The organism is Vibrio sp. B1ASS3 (assembly GCF_905175355.1).
GTDB lineage: Bacteria > Pseudomonadota > Gammaproteobacteria > Enterobacterales > Vibrionaceae > Vibrio > Vibrio owensii.
The window spans coordinates 3,758,336-3,774,211 of record NZ_HG992742.1; the positions used below are offsets into that span (position 1 = coordinate 3,758,336).

General features: G+C 43.0%; 13 protein-coding genes and 1 pseudogene. 3 read left to right on the forward strand and 11 right to left on the reverse strand.

Going from position 1 to position 15,876, the window contains the following annotated elements:
* Positions 1-28 precede the first annotated feature (28 nt).
* The 3 genes from KJB05_RS17095 to KJB05_RS17105 all read right to left on the reverse strand — a co-directional run bounded on the left by KJB05_RS17095 (position 29) and on the right by KJB05_RS17105 (position 3,581).
* Positions 29-1,696, reverse strand: a complete 1,668-nt coding sequence (locus tag KJB05_RS17095) for an amidohydrolase family protein (RefSeq protein WP_208446282.1) — start codon at positions 1,694-1,696, stop codon at positions 29-31.
* A 32-nt stretch (positions 1,697-1,728) separates the two neighbouring features.
* Positions 1,729-2,556 (reverse strand): hypothetical protein, encoded by an 828-nt coding sequence (locus KJB05_RS17100; RefSeq protein WP_208446283.1) that lies wholly within the window; start codon positions 2,554-2,556, stop codon positions 1,729-1,731.
* A 110-nt stretch (positions 2,557-2,666) separates the two neighbouring features.
* A complete protein-coding gene (locus tag KJB05_RS17105; RefSeq protein WP_208446284.1) occupies positions 2,667-3,581 on the reverse strand; it encodes a LysR family transcriptional regulator in 915 nt (304 codons plus the stop codon).
* A gap of 291 nt (positions 3,582-3,872) precedes the next feature.
* Here KJB05_RS17105 and KJB05_RS17110 point away from each other — a divergent pair, with 291 nt between their 5' ends.
* Positions 3,873-5,894 (forward strand): FAD-dependent oxidoreductase, encoded by a 2,022-nt coding sequence (locus KJB05_RS17110; RefSeq protein WP_208446285.1) that lies wholly within the window; start codon positions 3,873-3,875, stop codon positions 5,892-5,894.
* 340 nt (positions 5,895-6,234) lie between these two features.
* Here KJB05_RS17110 and KJB05_RS17115 read toward each other — a convergent pair whose 3' ends face one another.
* Entirely contained in the window at positions 6,235-7,155 is a 921-nt protein-coding gene (locus KJB05_RS17115; RefSeq protein WP_213053093.1) for an IS5 family transposase, read from the reverse strand.
* Between the two features lie 78 nt (positions 7,156-7,233).
* Here KJB05_RS17115 and KJB05_RS17120 point away from each other — a divergent pair.
* A pseudogene (locus tag KJB05_RS17120) lies at positions 7,234-7,452 on the forward strand (hypothetical protein); the annotation flags it as partial.
* A gap of 111 nt (positions 7,453-7,563) precedes the next feature.
* Complete coding sequence (locus KJB05_RS17125) at positions 7,564-8,901, forward strand: IS4 family transposase (RefSeq protein ID WP_213053094.1); 1,338 nt, start codon at positions 7,564-7,566, stop codon at positions 8,899-8,901.
* Between the two features lie 47 nt (positions 8,902-8,948).
* Here the strand turns inward: KJB05_RS17125 and KJB05_RS17130 are convergent, their stop codons facing one another.
* The 7 genes from KJB05_RS17130 to KJB05_RS17160 all read right to left on the reverse strand — a co-directional run bounded on the left by KJB05_RS17130 (position 8,949) and on the right by KJB05_RS17160 (position 15,876).
* Positions 8,949-9,902: a DMT family transporter gene (locus tag KJB05_RS17130; protein ID WP_208445567.1), complete on the reverse strand. Its 954-nt coding sequence runs from the start codon at positions 9,900-9,902 to the stop codon at positions 8,949-8,951.
* A gap of 198 nt (positions 9,903-10,100) precedes the next feature.
* Positions 10,101-10,478: a hypothetical protein gene (locus KJB05_RS17135; protein ID WP_208445568.1), complete on the reverse strand. Its 378-nt coding sequence runs from the start codon at positions 10,476-10,478 to the stop codon at positions 10,101-10,103.
* 167 nt (positions 10,479-10,645) lie between these two features.
* A complete protein-coding gene (locus KJB05_RS17140; RefSeq protein ID WP_005434423.1) occupies positions 10,646-11,071 on the reverse strand; it encodes a phosphate-starvation-inducible PsiE family protein in 426 nt (141 codons plus the stop codon).
* 153 nt (positions 11,072-11,224) lie between these two features.
* On the reverse strand, positions 11,225-12,064 hold the full coding sequence (locus tag KJB05_RS17145; RefSeq protein ID WP_009707948.1) for an ABC transporter ATP-binding protein: 840 nt from the start codon (positions 12,062-12,064) through the stop codon (positions 11,225-11,227).
* Between the two features lie 36 nt (positions 12,065-12,100).
* The gene (locus tag KJB05_RS17150) at positions 12,101-12,958 is read right to left on the reverse strand and encodes an ABC transporter ATP-binding protein (protein WP_009707949.1); all 858 of its coding nucleotides are present in this window, start codon (positions 12,956-12,958) and stop codon (positions 12,101-12,103) included.
* A gap of 9 nt (positions 12,959-12,967) precedes the next feature.
* Positions 12,968-14,794 carry an extracellular solute-binding protein gene (locus tag KJB05_RS17155; protein WP_009707950.1) on the reverse strand — a complete coding sequence of 609 codons (1,827 nt, stop codon included), beginning with the start codon at positions 14,792-14,794 and terminating at the stop codon, positions 12,968-12,970.
* 38 nt (positions 14,795-14,832) lie between these two features.
* Complete coding sequence (locus tag KJB05_RS17160; RefSeq protein WP_208445569.1) at positions 14,833-15,876, reverse strand: ABC transporter permease subunit; 1,044 nt, start codon at positions 15,874-15,876, stop codon at positions 14,833-14,835.

Sequence of the window (15,876 nt, forward strand, 5' to 3'; positions counted from 1 at the left end):
ACGCCGCCTTTCTACTCCTTTGAAAATATTAGGCTTTCTCACCACCGACAAAACAAGCCGCCGCATCTAGGTGTTTCAACTCTTCAAGATCACCTGTCATCCAGTCAAAATCTAACACCGTAAAGTCTGCTAGTTTACCTGGCTCAAGGGTACCAATTTGATCAAGCAGATGCTGTTTCGCCGCATCTGAAGTAATACAGCGTAATGCTTCTTCACGTGAGATAGACTCTTGTGGCAACACTTCTGTATCGTGATAGTCGCGACGGCTCATCACAATATATGCTCCCATCATAGGGTTAGTTGGCATTAAAGGAATATCAGCATTGACGCTAATTTTCATGCCAGCATCGATAGCTGAACGAGCACGTTGTAATTGAGAGAAGCAACTCTTTGGTAGCAGTTGTTCTTTTTTCCATGATTCATAGAAATGGTAGCTGTAGTAAGGTGTGATGCTTGCCGATGGTTTGTGTTTCAAACCTTTAACGCGTTCATAAAACTCATCATCAGTAAAGCCCATATGCTGAATAAACATCTGACCATCGCGACCTTTCCCATCTATAGATAATTGCTCTAATGCATCAAGTACTTTCGCATGAGCAAGATCACCTTGGGTATGAATAGCTATATTAAAATCGTTATCCCAGAATAGTCGCATATCTTCAGGTAAAGTATCTTCTGTTCTATCTGCAAAACGGTGTAACCATCCCGTTTCTCGACCGTCTTGGAATGGTTCTTTTGTTATAATTTCGTAGTCCGACACGGCACCATCGGCAAAGAACTTAATAGACTTCACTGGGAATAGAGTTTGACTATCTTTATTATCTAAATAATGCTGGTTTACATAATCAAATGTTGCTTGTGACGAGCAATCTTTGGCCTCATACACTTTCTGCCAACCAAACATATAACCTTTGCGACATTTTGGCATATTTGGTACTTTTTCAGATGCACGTAGCAGTTGTAATTCTGCTTCTAATGGCATGGTGATCCCAACCCCCATATCCACGCACGATGTCACACCTTTATTTCGACCTTGCGTAAGTACACTTTCAAGCCCTTTCATAATATCGGCTGAAGTTGCATTAATGAGAATGTGTTCAGCAGCAACCTTAAACATAGCTTGTTCAATCAGTACGCCTGTTGATTTTCCATCATCGCCACGAAGGAAGCCAAAAATATCATCTGGTAGTTCATTAACTTTAAACTCTTCAATAGCTTTACTGTTCATCGTCAATTTATGAATAGATGCCCCCCAAACAGCAAATGGACGAGAGTTATCAATCTCATCTAGCATCGCCGTTGTAAGTGGGCCATGTAGTGGCTCATAATGCCCCCAAACAACTAAAGTTTCTCGATCTTTAAATTCTTCTACTCTAGATTTTAGAGCTGATAAAAAAGACTCAGGGTCACGGACAGCTGTATATACTCGGCCATCAATTGTCCAATCGGTGAAGCTAACCGGAATTAGTGTGGCAAACATAGCTGCTGTGCCAAGAATATGTAAATGTGGTTCAATAAATCCAGGATAGATATATTGACCTTGATAGTCATTTACAATGGTTGCATCTGGATATTGCTTAACTAGTGATTCGAAATCACCTAAACATATGATTTTCTCACCTTCTACAGCCATTGCCTCTTCACAACCGAAGTCGCTATCAACTGTATAGATTTTTTTTGCTTTATAGATTTTCATATAAATATATTCCTATTGACAATTGGCACTGACTAGAAGTAATACGTTATACCAGCTCTGAATTGACGCTTATCATCATTAGCGTACAGTGATTTACTATCCAGCCCAAAGCTATCAGAATCAAAATCACTAAATGTTTCTTTATATGTAAAGTTTAACCACCAACGACGATTGTTACTAATTGGCGTACCTAAAGTAGTTTCTAACAAGAGGTCTTGAGTAACATAACCATCAAAATCTAAGTACGAGTATTGTGGACTAACCATCATATAAGTACCTTTTTTACTTAGGTAAATAGCATTATATAAGTTAACCTGAACCCCAGTACCGTCATCAGTTCCCGGATATTTGTACTCATCCTTCATATTAGCTTGAACTACCGCAACATTCGGATAAATAACCCAGTTACTTAAAACAGGAACTTTAACGATCCCGCCTACAGCAATAATGTTATCAACAACATCAGAGTCGTCGTTAGAACGATCAATATAATCAAGTGAGTAGCCAGCTTTTGGCAAACCATCTACTCCTGTACCAAATGCCTGGAACCAACGTGCGCGCATTTCTCTTAAATCAAATCCATCCTCAAAGGGATCTTCCTCTTTTTCAGCGCCAGATACAGAAAGCATGGTCAAAAAGTTATTATCAGCGTTAAATGAGCCCCCTATTTTCAGCTCACCCTCGAAAGCAACATCATTATTATTACTATTTGTACCTGCAGATAACTTCAAAGATGTTACAACTTTTGTGACATCTGCTGGATCTGGGGCGTCTTCGTTTTTTTCATCAGCAAAAGCAAATGATGATAGTAAGCTAGTCGCCAAAACAGACGCTGCAAAAAACTTTCTTTTATTGTTCATAATTAACTACTCTTAGTATAATGTCCCAAACAATTATAATAAGAGTGCACATATAATCTATTATTTTATACGAATACTGGCTATTAGGATTCCTAATACCCCAAGATAAATTAAGATAAACTCTCCTTATAAAAACAATTCCTCAAGTATTTGTGAAATCGATCGTTTTCCATAATAGAATGCCAGTAAATATAACACTTACCCTTAGGTAAACATTCATCCAAATCCAAACGAAACAAATTTTCTGTATCAACAAGGCCCACAGGAAGAAGAGCTAAAAAATCGCTACCAACTAATGAACTTGCAACTAAACTATATTGGGAATAAGATACAACTGTATTTATTCTCTTGCCGCCGTTATTAAGGAAACGTTCTACTTCCTCTCCCAATTTACCATGATATTTGAAACCTAAAAACTTTTCATTATAAAGATCACGTAATGATACTTTATCACTATCTTTATTTAATAGCGAATTTTCTTTGCCGGCAAAAATACCGTATTCGATTTCTCCAACATTTAGTTGATATATATTATTTGATAAGCCATCAAAGTTCCCTATTAATATATCTATATTCCCATCATTCAAGTCTTCTATACAAGAGTCATAACGATGAATAATTTCAAATGAAACTGAATAATTTATATCTCTTAAAATATCTTGGACTTTATTTGATACCAAATCCATACATACCCCATCGATAACACAAATTCGATAGACTTTTTTAATACTATCATTAGTTATGTTGCTAACATTAAAAATATCAACAGAAGTCAGCACATTATTTTCGAGAATAGGATATAAATTTAGTGCAAAAGGGGTTAGAACCATTTCATGGTTAATTCTAACTAATAAATTATCATTGAAGATATTACGTAGTTTAGAAAGTTTTTGGCTAACGGCAGACTGAGATACACAAAGGTGTTTAGCAGCATTGCTAATATGTTTTTCTCTTAACAAAACATAGAGCGTAACTATTAAATTTTGATCGTACTTTATCAACGGTTGAAGATAATTGCTTTCCATTTCAATATTCCACCTAGGCTAAGTGCTGTATGTCCTCGTTGGAGCGTAACTAATTTCAACGAGAATAATTGACAATTTCAGCCATATCCTTGACCTTTATGGTCAAGTTGATTTTTAGTGACATCAAGCAATACAACTATTTTCACATAAATATACACAATTACAATACTTGTCTTAGATCAAATAACTTTCACATGGCAATGAAAGTCAAGACTTTGTCATTCTGCGCAAACTTTTTTATACCGATATCCGTTTAATCACTATCAGATAAAATGAAGTTAGGTAGATCCAATGAAGCAAGAGCATAAAGTATTGTTTACCCCATTAAACATCGGAACATTAACACTGAAAAACCGTTATTCAATGGCTCCAATGGGGACGCTCGGTTGCGTTGATTCTGACGGTGCTTACAATGCACGAGGAATCGATTATTACGTAGCCCGAGCAAGAGGTGGCGTCGGATTAATCATTACTGGCGTTCAAATGGTGGAAAATGAGCTAGAACAATTTCCGATGCCATCACTACCCTGCCCAAGTTATAACCCGACTGCTTATATTCGTAGTGCTCGTGAACTCACTGAGCGCGTTCATAGTTATGGGTGCAAAATTTTCGCGCAACTAACTGCTGGCTGGGGACGCTCATGTATTCCAGGTTTTACACCGAATGATAAATGTATAGCACCATCTAAAGCAGCAAATCGTTTCGATCCAACACTTGAACATCGCGAGTTAGCCACTCAAGAGGTTAAACACTTTATTACCAAGTTTGCGGAATCCGCTGCTATCGCTCAAAAATCAGGCTATGATGGTGTTGAAATCCACGCTGTCCATGAGGGATATTTGCTTGATCAATTTTCTCTAAGTTTCTTTAACCAACGAACGGATGAGTACGGTGGAAGTTTTGAAAACCGTTACCGGTTTGCAGTTGAAATCGTCAAAGCAATCAAATCAGTTTGTGGACAACACTTCCCTGTATCATTGCGATACTCAGTAAAAAGTAATATGAAAGGTTATGGTCAAGGCATTCTTCCGGAAGAAGATGCAGTGGAAGTAGGTCGAGATTTAGAAGAAGGTCTACGGGCAGCTAAATATCTTCAAGATGCTGGTTACGATGCGCTTAATGTTGATGCAGGCACATATGATTCTTGGTATTGGAACCATCCTGCAAACTACTTTAAACCAGGAATGTATCAACCTTATTGTAAAGCAGTTTCTGAGGTTGTTGATATTCCAGTTTTGATGGCTGGACGAATGGAAGATCCAGATTTAGCAGCAAAAGCCGTACACGAGGGCGTCGCTGATGGTATTTCAATGGGACGTCCACTCCTTGCGGATCCTGATGTTGTCAACAAAATCCGTAGCGGTAAGTTTGAACAAGTTCGACCTTGTCTGTCATGCCACCAAGGATGTTTAGGACGTATGGCTGAAGTTGGTAATATATCTTGTGCAGTGAACCCTGCTTGTGGTCGTGAAGAAGAGTACAGGCTCACTCCTTGTTTAACAAAAAAGAAAGTTATGGTTGTTGGGGGAGGCGTTGCTGGCATGGAAGCGGCTCGCGTATCCGCTCTTAGAGGCCATAACGTTCATTTATATGAAAAAACTGAACAGCTTGGTGGTAATGTCATCCCCGGTAGCCAACCTCCATTTAAGCACGATGATAAGCTTCTAATAAAGTGGTTTGAAGGCGAACTCCATCGTCAAAATATTCACATTTATTTAAACACTCAAGTCACTCAAGATATCATTCAAAAATGTAACGCCGATGTAGTAATTTTTGCGACAGGTTCAAAACCGTTAGTTCCTGCTTGGCTGTCTGGAGCAGAACAATCTCACGTATCAGTTGCCGAAGATATTTTGATGAATCCAGAATTAATTACTGGTCAATCTGCTTGTGTGATTGGTGGTGGTTTAGTTGGTTCAGAACTTGCTCTATGGCTAGCTCAAAAAGGAAAAGACATCACCCTCATCGAAGCTGACAGTGATATTATCGGTGGGCCACACGGCACTTGTTTTGCTAACTACCAAATGCTTAAAGAATTGTTAGTTAAGCACAATGTAGATGTCAAACTATCCACGAAACTACATACCATCACTGAAACGGGAATTGAAATAGAAGATCAAGAATCCAATGTATCTTCTATCGATTACCCACATGTAATTTTAGCACTTGGCTATAAAGCAGAATCGACTATCTTTGATCAGTTAGCTAGTCAACTGGAAGTAGACGAAGTTTATAATATAGGTGATAGTCAACAAGCTAGAACTATAATGGCAGCGATTTGGGAAGGTTACGAGATCGCTCGTTATATATAAAGTTCTACCAAATGAACAGACTCCCCCCTCCCCCGCATATTCGCGGGGGACTTACTGTTACAACGCCATTTAACGTCGTTCTGAACCCTGCTCGTCCTGATGTCAAACGTAACTAACTATGACTCGTTCATTCACGCTTACACTACTGACAAAATAACCTAGCAACCAAACAATCTTCTCTTTCTAATAAATCTTACCTAGCCAACTTCGGAATAAGTCTATTTGTGGTGGCGAATATTCTTATGATAAGCACAAGTATTACATTAGCCCTTTCTTCTATTGATGGGCTTTGTTGCGTAATTCGGACAGAAAACCAAATTGCCCGAAAATTGAGTAATTATTAAACAACATACTGAGTTTCAGGCATACCAAGCCCTGTAAGCTTGTTCAGCGCTTTAATCATGGCGTAAGTCTCACCAACTTGAGCGTTGTAGTTCCTCAGGCTTAATTTCCCACCTAACAACTGTTTCACTCGATACATTGCTGTCTCTGATAGCGAGCGCTTATGATAGCCATAACGCTTTTTCCACTTCTTGTTGGAGCCGTATAGCTTCTGACAACCTACTGCTAAATTGCGAGGATGTCCTTCCTCCCAGAAGGCTGCGCCTTCTCGTGGCGGGATAAGCGGAACCGCTCGCTTTATCCGTATGGCATCATGGCAATTCCTTGTGTCATAAGCGCCATCACCTGATATCTCAATGATTTTACGACGTGTCTGCTTGAGTAAGTTGGGGAGCACTTTGGCATCGGTTACGTTAGATAAGCTCAGCTCTGCTGCGACTATTTCGTGGGTGCTTGTATCTACTGCGATATGCAGCTTACGCCAAACCCTACGCTTCCCGTCAGTACCATGCTTCTTAACCTTCCATTCACCTTCGCCATAAACCTTGAGACCAGTGGCATCAATGGCGAGGTGTTGTATCGCACCTCTGTTTTTGGTTTTAAATGAAACCTCAACTTCCTTGGCTCGACGGCTTATACAGGTGTAGTGCGGACAAACTAGCGGGACGTTAGCAAGCTTAAATACGGAGTCTAGAAAACCTTGCAGCGCTCTCAATGGCATAGAGAAAACGCGCTTCACCATCAGTGCAGTAGTAATGGTTAGGTCGCTGAATCGGCGAGGTCTACCACGCTTGCCTTGTCTATTTTGCTTCCACTCGGCTATCGTTTCCTCATCAATCCAAAAGGTCAAAGAACCACGGTTGATTAAGGCTTTATTGTACTGCTTCCAGTTAGTTGTTTTGTAATGAGGTTTAGGCATTAGGTTACGACGATTGATGGGTGTAGCCGATCAGATCGTAGCTTCTTGATTTAGTTCCATCGATTTAAGCAACAAAGCCCGTTTTTATTGGTGATTCGCTCGGTGCTGGCAGGCGAGTTTATGGCTGGTAAAGAACGTCCGTGGCTACTCTATGCGGCTTTTGCATCTCTGTTCGTAACGGGTTGTATGGCTTTCACCCAAACCATTACAGGTACAAGTGATGGACAATATCTATGGCAATTTATTGGCTTTAGCATGGTTGCCATCATGTATCTACGTAACGAGCAAGGTAAATAGCATTACGTCAAAAGCCCCAATCAAATGGCAATGTAGATCAGATAAGGATCGGTTGACCGATCCTTCTGCTGAGAGATAATCGGAAGCCTGTTTCTAGGCTTCCGATTTTTTATGTCTATCCAAAACTGTTTTGCCGATTTCCTCGAAGAAAATCCTGTTGATGTAGCTCAACTCACCACTTTCTCTGAACATATCCCAGGTGAATGGGTTGTTAAGGCAGCTAGTCTTTCTGATAAGGCGACTATTCGCCGACGTCGGCTACCAAGTGACATGGTCTTGTGGTTAATTGTCGGCATGGCCTTCTTCCGTAATGAACCTATTGCCGAAGTTGCACGAAGAATGAATGTCTGTGCGGATGGCTTAGCCGATGAAGAGTTATTAGCAAAAAGTGCTTTAACTCAGGCAAGACAACGTTTAGGTAGAGCTGCACCAGAGTGGTTGTTTAAACAATGTGGGCGGACGTGGGGTCTTGAACGATACCGTGATGATACGTGGCAAGGATTACAAGTTTTTGCTGTAGACGGTGCTCTTTTTCGAACCGCAGATACCCCCGAACTTAGAGAGCACTTTGGCTCGGGTAATACCTCCAGCAACAGACAGACACCGCATCCAGTGCTAAGAGTTGTGACTATCATGAATGTCCGCTCTCATGTCATCGTTGACGCCGCTATAAGCCCCTATCGGCGTGGTGAAATCCCGCTTGCTATGCCCTTCATCGACTCCTTGCCAGATAACTCTGTGACGTTACTGGATAAAGGGTTTTACGGTGCAGACTTACTTCTCTCTCTTCAAAATAGCGGTATCAATAGGCATTGGTTGATACCAGCAAGGAAGGGGCTGAAATACACACTTCTAGATGAAGAAGAAAGTAATGACATGCTCATAGAAATGAAAGTCTCTCCGCAAGCTCGCAAAAAGAACCCTAGCTTACCTGAGAAATGGCAAGTCAGAGCGGTGACCTACGAAGTACAAGGTAAGCAGAAAACCGTTTTTACCTCCCTTCCTAGAACAAACTACGACGCGAAGGCAGTAGCCAAACTCTACCACGAGCGTTGGGAAATCGAATTGGGTTATCGTGATATCAAAAGCTCAATGCAACACAATACCTTAGTATTACGCAGCAAAACAGTAGACCTTGTTTATCAAGAACTCTGGGGGCTGTTGCTTGGTTATAACTTAGTAAGACGTGAAGCGAGTCAGGCCGCGGTTGAGCATGGAAGAATGCCGAATGAAATTAGCTTTAAATATGCTTGTCAGTTTATAGCGAGCCAACTGAAGGTGATGAGTAAAGCGATATCGCCAGGCAATACACCTAAGCGTTTAAAGAGTCTCAGGGGAGATCTATCCATCCTCTTTATAGACAAACGCCCTAAGCCTAATCGGCCTAGGGCGGTAAAAATATCAAAGACCCGATATCCTGTTAATCGCAAAGCAACTCCGCTTAAGTGAACTACATTGCCAATCAAATGGGGCTTTCTCATGGTGTTTAGTCGGTGTTAAGCGTTGATGTTCTTCATACAATGCTCACATAGCACAGGCTTTTGCTCTGCAGACTTGAGGCGAAAACGCTGCCAGAAAGCAGGCTCAGCTTTGGTCACAAAAATACCTCCCAGTAATGGCAGCAGCAGAGCGACAGAAACCAACGACAAACTGTTACCCGCAATCCATGTTGAAAGACTCAGCGCAATCAACGGGAAAAACAGAAAACAGATCGAGGCAGTAAACGGAGTCGACACTTGTCCAAGCTTAAAGTACGCCACGATGCCACCGACGCTAGCAAACATACCGAGATAAATCACAGCGGTAATCGAATCCATCGAAAACTGAGAGAGATCCGGCTGCTCGACAATCAATGAGGTCATAAAGAGTAACGCCGAGGCAACAAAGCTTGGAAAGGCGTTATAAGTCAGCACTGGAATGCCTTTACAGAACTTTTCAACAAACACGTACATCACCGAATGAATCGCGACCGCCCCACCTAAAGCGAGAAAGCCCAGCAGGTAATCCTCTCCACCCAAACTCATCTCTTTCGCTAGAATCAAAACTAAGCTCAACACCGCGACTAAAAGACCAGCAATCTGAGATTTACGTAACCTAAGTCCAAGGAACAGGCTCGATGTCACCATCACCGCAATCGGCATGTTGGCGAAGATGATCGAAGCAAGCCCCGATGAAATGTATTGTTCACCAAAAATCATCAAGGTAAACGGAATCGCGAAATAGAAAATCGCAACGACGAACATCCAGAACACTTTGCCTTTCGGGAAGAACAGAGGTTGTTTGAGGTGTTTCGCCAACATGATTAATAGCGGCGCAGCTATCAGGAAGCGCAGGCCGGTCGCAAAGATGGGCGGAATAGTTTGCACAGCAACTTCCATCGCAAACCACGTGGTGCCCCAAATCAAGCACACAGACACAAACAAGATAATTGGTAGATGCTTATACGTCATGGCGACCTCCCGCTTGTCGGTTGATAACAAGGTTTGGTAGGCACGCAGCAAGGTGCTCAGTACGAGCAATTAGATTGGTTTTCATTTTTCATTCCCATCACAGGATGGTGCAAATAGAAAGCTATTCACACGCATAACAAATTCACACGACAATTCGTGCAGTAACATTGTTGGCAGCAAAACGCTGCGAGATAGGAATTAAGCTATCGGAGGGCGATAGTGAGAGTGCATATCTGCACTGGTGTAGAGCGCGGTTTTGCTTACCGCCAACTCATCTCGGAATGGAGCTTCATAAGATCTTGGCTGAGTTTCGACAACAGCCGTACCCGATGCGTGACCATGGGAACAACACTGCTTCTCAAAGCATGTTCCGCCCGGCTCACAACACCCCGGCTCACTCTTTTCTGCGGAGCTAAAGGTCAAGTCACAATAACTGATATGCAAAGACTCTGTTGCTGATGCCATGTGATTTGCTGCGATTGATGGCATTTCTGCACGAGCAATACCACTTGAAAGCGCAAATGCAATCAAGACACTAAGCAGAAAATACATTGTCGATGTGCGTTTCGCTAGCATCACAATCTCTCATCAAAGCAGTTAGAAAAGGTTAGCGTGAAGATACTCATCAATAAGGCAAGAAACAAGATGGCTTGAGATGACTTTACACTTTTTTACCCCAAAGCCATCGGGATGCGATTTCCCTTCACGCAAAAACAAAGCCTCGCATTGGGCGAGGCTTCACGTTATTCGTCTTTTTCAGCGGTTTGATTATCTATATACGGCCAATAATGATGGCCAACTCGAATAACCAAGGTTGCCGCCGCCAAGATAAATGCGGCTAACGAGAGCCATACTATCATCACGGAGTCGAGCTCTTTCATACCAAGCGTGATATAGCGAGCAATCGCCATCATGGCAATGTAGATCGGGTATCGAACCGGTATCTTACCGTTCATCACAAACTGCCCGACCATGGCGAGCACTTCCAAGTAGATAAACATCAATAAGATGTCATCAAGTGAAACACGCTTCTGGACGTAAATGTGGACAAACTCTTCCACCATCGCCCACACAGTCGCCAAAGTAATGGCCACCAAAAGTACGGCTTCAAGCAGATGAAAAAGTTTCAGAAAGGGACGACTGAATGATTTAGGTAAATGCGACGGCATGGTCAACTATCCAAACAAATCAAAGGAATAAGTTTGCAGTGTAGCACGCTAATTTGAATTAGCTGAATATAGAAAGTCTCTCCTACAACAAAAAACGCACCAACAAAGTGGTGCATTTTTATCTTATAAGTTGGTTTTATTTGGGTGGTGGCGTTACGCCACTTGCTGCTTTTTTTCTGCCAAGCGCTTTTTCTTACGATACTTAGGATGCGTAATTGGAATCGCCGACAACAGCTTCTTGGTGTAATCGTTCTGAGGGTTCGCGTAAATTTCTTTCGCGTTACCCGCTTCCACGACTTTGCCAAAGTACATCACCGCAACCTTATCAGACACATGCTTCACAACAGACAGGTCATGCGAGATAAAGATAATCGCAAGGTTCATCTCTTGTTGCAATTGCAATAGCAGATTTAGGATTTGCGCCTGAACCGATACGTCCAACGCGGATACCGACTCATCACAGATCAGCAATTTAGGCTTAAGGGCAATCGCACGAGCAATACCAATACGTTGGCGCTGACCACCGGAGAATTCATGCGGATAGCGGTTTACCGCGGTTTCTGGCAAGCCAACTTTAACCAGTAGTTCTTTCACCCACTGCTTGCGCTCTGCAGAGGTACCGATGTTGTGAATCACGTACGGCTCTTCGAGAATCATGCCGATGGTATGGCGTTGGTTTAGCGATTCCATTGGGTCTTGGAAGACAATCTGCATGTCTTTACGCAGTGAGCGCATTTGCTTCACAGACAATTTGGTGATGTCTTTGCCTTCAAAGAAAATCTTACCTTCTGTTGGCTCGTACAATTTCAAAATAGTACGACCTAGGGTACTTTTACCACAGCCTGATTCACCTACTAGGCCAAGGGTCTCCCCCTCACCTACTGATAGCGACACACCATCAACGGCTTTAATGGTGTAACCTTTCTTAAACAGTCCCTTACCAGATACAAAGTGCTGCTTAAGATCTTCAATTCTTAATACTTCTTTTGCCATAACATCCTCTTTTATGACTTGTTCACTTTGCACCAGTTAGCTAGCAAACATACTGGCATCGATCGGTTTAATGTCGATCATCTGCTTAGGCTCATTATCTAAGCTTGGCATCAAGCCCATCAAACGCTCTGTATATGGGTGCTGTGGGTTATCGAATAGCTCGAAAATCTCGGCCTTTTCAACAATACGACCGCCATACATCACGGCAACGTCATCACACACTTCAGCAACCACACCAAGATCGTGAGTGATGAAGATCATCGCCATGCCCGTTTCTTCTTGAAGCTCGTTCATTAGTTCAAGAATAGACGCCTGAACCGTTACATCCAGTGCAGTGGTTGGCTCATCACAGATTAGAATGTCGGGTTTACACGCCAATGCCATCGCAATCATCACACGCTGACGCATACCACCAGATAAGTTGTGTGGGTATTCATTCAGACGCTTCTCCGGCATCGGAATTTTCACTTTCGCCAACATTTCAACGGCGTAAGATTCGCGCGCTTTTTTATCCAATTCAGGACGGTGTAGCTCTAGCACTTCGCAAAGCTGACGACCAATAGAATGCACTGGGTTCAGCGCGGTCATAGGGTCTTGGAAGATAATTGAAATGCGGTCACCGCGCATGGCGTACATTTCTTCTGCTGGTAGCGTGACCAAGTTCGTGCCGCGGTAATCAATCTCACCATTAACGATATTACCGTAAGGTTTCGGCAACAAACCCATGATGGACATGGAGGTGACACTCTTACCACTACCGGATTCGCCCACAAGACCAAGGGTACGCCCAGCGCGAACATCAAAGTTCACGCCATGGAGCACTTTTACCGGACCATCGTCCGTGGTGAACTCAACTTCTAGATCTTTAACACTCAGGATTACATCGTTTTCCATAACACATCCTTACAACTTGTACGTGTCATCAACGACAACAACCGGTTCAAAAGTCTTACCCGACTTCATTGCCTTCTGGGTTTCTTTCTTGATGTCTTTATCAATCCAGTACGTACCATCACCAATGATTCCACCGCTAAATAGTGCTTCGGTCATACGGTTCATTGGCTTCTCTGGCAATTTCAACCAACGCCAATGGCCATAACGAACGTAAGGCACCATGTAACCCGGAACAATTACGTGTGCATCAATGATGTCACGTTGGATTTCATGACCCAGTTGGATCTTCTTATCCATGTCCATGTTGAAACGGTACTCAATGATTTTCTCATCAAGCTCTGGTGTGCTGTAGTTCGTGAAAGAGTTAGTTTGTGGCTTATTGGCATTCACTGAGTGGAAGTATTCCCAATACGTTGGGATCTCAGAAGTGCCCATATCAAGGAACGCTAAATCGTGCTTTTTCTCACGTACGTATTTAAACATTGATGATCCATCGATCAGTTTAAGTTCGATGTCTAAACCGGCCAACTTAGCTTGTTCACGCACAAATGCGATACGAGGCGTGTGCACTGGCGTTGCGTAGGTCAACTCGAAACTCAAACGCTGACCTTTGTCGTTAACACGGATACCGTCAGAACCAATCTTATCGAAACCGGCTGCTGCAAACGCTTCAGCCGCTTTTTCTGGATCAAACTTTGGTGCTTTCGCATCTGGTAGGGTGTACTTACCATGCCCGTAGCCTGTTGGGTTTGGCTTGCGACTGTAGTCACCGCGCATGATGTTTTCGATCATGCCATCAAAGTCAATCGCGTAAGTGATGCCTTTACGAATGTTTAAGTCATCCAATAATGGCATTGCGGTATTCATCCAAACGCCGCCAGCACCTACAGGGTATTGGTTGTAGCCCCAAAACTTCTGAATGTAGCCCTTTTGGTAAGGCGCAGTATCAGACTTGTCGTGCCAAAGGTTAGGTAAAACCAAGCCAAATGAGTCTAGGCTACCTTTTTCAAAGTGCTTCTTAGCAATGTCGTTGTCACGAATAACCGTGATACGAATCTTGTCGACGTTATAACGGTTCTCATAGTACTTATTGGTGTATCCCCACCAATCTTCGCCAACGTGCTTAAAAGTAACACTCTTACCTTTTTTGATATCAGCTAGATAGTAAGCGCTAGTGGTTGGCTCACTTTTGAAGTTGTAGTAACGAACGAAGTCATCATGAATACCATCGCCGTTTTCATCTTTCTTTGGGTTGGCATAGAAGTGAGCAGGACGAGGACGCAGCGCCCCCATTCTTAACAACAGTTCTTCAGGGTTAAGTTCTTTCGCTGCTTTCACCGCAAACGTTAGGTCATCAAACTTAATCACATCTTCAACAGTTTTGTTGTAGTAATCGTTGTACCAAGGCTCGAGAATGTCTTTCGAGCGGTAGAACTTCAACATAAAGACAAAGTCGTCGGCAGTAACAGGTTTACCATCCGACCATTTTGCTTCTGGATTCAGTTTGAAATAAACGGTTTTGTTATCACCCGCTAACGCCCACTCATTCGCGAGCTCTGGGATGAATTCTAGAGTATCTGGGTGACGTACCACCAAACCCGGTGTTTCATCCAAGATATAAGAACGCAAACCTGAGTTCGCATCAGGGCCAACGCTGCGTAAAGTCTGCGGAAAGCTCGACATATACGCTCGGAAAGTACCACCGCGTTTTGCTTCGGGAGAGCCATATTGAGGCTCATCCCAGTTTGTTTGCCAGTTTAAGTCAGTCGGAAGCGTTGCTGACATAGCACCAAAACTCAGGGCGCTCAGCGTTGACGCTAGTAATAATTTTTTCATAAAACTTCCCTTTTTTATGTTTTGCTCACAATGCTTGCTTAAACATAGCGTGTGAATTTTTTCGGGTCGAATGCCGCTCGGATTGCTTCGCCGATGAAGGTCACCATCACCAATACCAGTACGATAGAGCTTACTACTGAAGAAACAATCCATGGCGAGTCTAAGTTTGACTTACCTTGTTGTAGTAACTCACCCCAACTTGGCGTTGGTGGCATCAAACCAAGACCGAGATAATCAAGAGCGGTCAGAGCGGTGATGTTGGCTGCAATGGTAAACGGTGCAAGTGTCACGATCATTACCATGGTGTTTGGCAGGATGTGGTTAAACAAGATACGCCCAGTCGATGCACCTAATGCACGCGCTGCCATTACGTATTCACGCGCCGATTCTTTGTAGGTCATGGTACGCATGTACCACGTCATCCCCATCCACCCAAAGAGTACGTTAATACCGACGAACAGAGTAAAGGTTGGTTGCACTATCGAGACGAGGATCATGATGACGTATAAGAAAGGCACCATTGACCAGACCTCGATCAAGCGTTGAACAAACAGGTCGAACTTGCCACCCCAGAAACCCATCGCACAGCCAACGGCCGTACCAATCGCGTAGGAGATCGCCATGGTAAGTAGCGCAAATCCCATCGCAGTACGGAAGCCGTAAACCAATCGAGCTAAGATGTCTCGACCAATCACATCAGTGCCTAGGTAGTGCTTGTCTTCGGCGCTTGGCGCTGTCGGTGGGAAATCACCGCTAAAGTCTTGCTCGTACGGGTTCCAAGGAACAATCGGTAGAATAACGAAGTTATCGCCGCCTTCCGCTTCAAATACTTTCTGCAGATCTCGGTAATCGGCCTCACTTGAAGACGCTTGGCCAAACTCGCTACCTAGACGTACATCGCTTACGACCGGAAAATAATAGCTGCCATCGTATTTAACGACCAAAGCTTTACTGTTGATCAACAGTTCAGCAAAGAGAGACAAGATCAACATGGTTGATAAGATCAAAAACGACCAGTAACCACGTTTGATTTCTTTAAAGTGACGGATTTTCTTTTGAGTTAACGGGCTAACTTTAATCAT